Genomic DNA, 1,730 nt, shown 5'->3' with positions numbered 1-1,730 from the left:
TGCGTATTCCGGAGGACTTGATCACTAATTCCGTTAGTCATTTGATCACCGATTCCGGAGTATTTGATCACTTCAACGCCTCACGCAGTGGATTATCTTTTAAAGGGGTTTAGTCTGTAAAGATTTTTTTGTTTTTCGCATGGACTCACCATTGAGTTCTATTCTGATTGAGTTATGAACGAGTCTGTCAAGGACGGCGTCTGCAAGTGTTGCATCCCCAAGGTGTTCATGCCATAGAGCCACAGCGAGTTGGCTGGTAATGATGGTTGAACGTTTTTGATACCTGTCTTCAAGTATTTCCAGTAAATCTCTTCTCTGTTCTTCATCCGGTGCTACCAGTCCCCAGTCATCCAGGACGAGTACATCGACTTTTGCGATGGATGCCAGCCAGTTGGGATAGCTTCCATTGGCCTTGGCAATCTTCAGTTCATTCCATAATCGTGGGAGACGGTAATATCGAGAAGAGAATCCTGTAATACAGGCTTTATGAGCTAATGCGCAGGCGATGTATGTTTTTCCGCAGCCGGTTGGACCGGTAATCAGCAGATTAAGATGTTGTGATACCCACTGGCAGCGAAACAGTTCCAGCACGGCGGATTTGTTCAGGCCACGAGGATGCTTAAAGTCTATATCTTCCATGCAGGCATTGAGCTGTAGTCTGGCTTGTTTCAGTCTTCGCTCCATTTTTCGATTGTCACGTAACAGATACTCGCGCTCAACCAATAAACCAAGCCGTTCCTCAAAGTCCAGATCATTAACGGGTCTTTTGAGTTGCTCTGTAAACGCATCAGCCATGCCGGTTAGTTTTAAGGAACGAAGTTTATCAAGTGTTGGATTGTTTAACATGGTTGTTTCTCCTATTGGTAGTAATTAGAACCACGAAGGTTGTTGTGATGAGAGATGACCGGAGTGGTCGTTTTGGATGACGTCTTGACCAAGTCCATATTGTTTTTCAGCAGACGCTCTACCTGTTGATAGCGTGTCATTCCTGCTTCCAGAGCAATAGTACATGCGTTATCAAGTCGGTCTGCCCCAAAACGCTGGGCAAGCCTCATCAACCCCAGGCAGGAACGAAAGGCTTGCTCTGGAAATGCCCGGGCTGCAATCATGTATTCGATGTAACGAGCGGTATCTTCCCCCGTTTTTAATGCCCATCGATGGATTCGCTCAGGCGTCCACTCGGCATGTGCCTTATGACTGCTTGGCATATGTTCTGCCAGAGTGGTGTGTGTAAAGCGTTTTTTTGAGCGGGTATGCAGGGCGATGCGCTTTCCCTCATGGAAGCATTCCACCATGGAACCACTGGCACGAACTTCAATAGTCTTATGAATGTACTGATAGGGAACACTGTAATAATGTTCATCAAAAACAAAGTGATAATCGATATTCACCTTGGCTTTTTTCCATTCGGCATAGTGGTATGGCTCAGAGGGCAAAGGTTGAAGTGCTGGTTTGTCCAGAGTCTCGAACAGCTCGAGACGAGAGGTATTCATTTTCTGAAAGGACTGTTGATTAAAGGCAGCAAGCTTGGGCGCAATGGCTTTTTTAATCTCAGCAATACTGGTAAAAGTATGATGTCGCAACGGGGCAAGAATCTGGCGTTCAACACATCCAACAGCATTCTCAACTTTGGCTTTGTCTTGAGGCCTGGCGGCTCGAGCAGGAACAATAGCGAATCCGTAGTGCTCACTGACATGCTGATAGTTTGCGTTAATATCAGGGTCGTAACG

The 1,730-nt window shown here is 46.2% G+C and carries 2 protein-coding genes; both read right to left on the bottom strand.

What is annotated here, in order from left to right:
• Positions 1 to 99 precede the first annotated feature (99 nt).
• Entirely contained in the window at positions 100 to 846 is a 747-nt protein-coding gene (gene istB / locus ELY20_RS16675; RefSeq protein ID WP_028379467.1) for an IS21-like element helper ATPase IstB, read from the bottom strand.
• 11 nt (positions 847 to 857) lie between these two features.
• Positions 858 to 1,730: Mu transposase domain-containing protein (locus ELY20_RS16670; RefSeq protein WP_407656348.1), on the bottom strand; the 873-nt coding region annotated here is incomplete at its 5' end.

It is taken from the genome of Legionella qingyii (genome assembly GCF_003990155.1).
GTDB lineage: Bacteria > Pseudomonadota > Gammaproteobacteria > Legionellales > Legionellaceae > Legionella > Legionella qingyii.
This window is presented reverse-complemented; position numbering and strand designations above follow the sequence as displayed.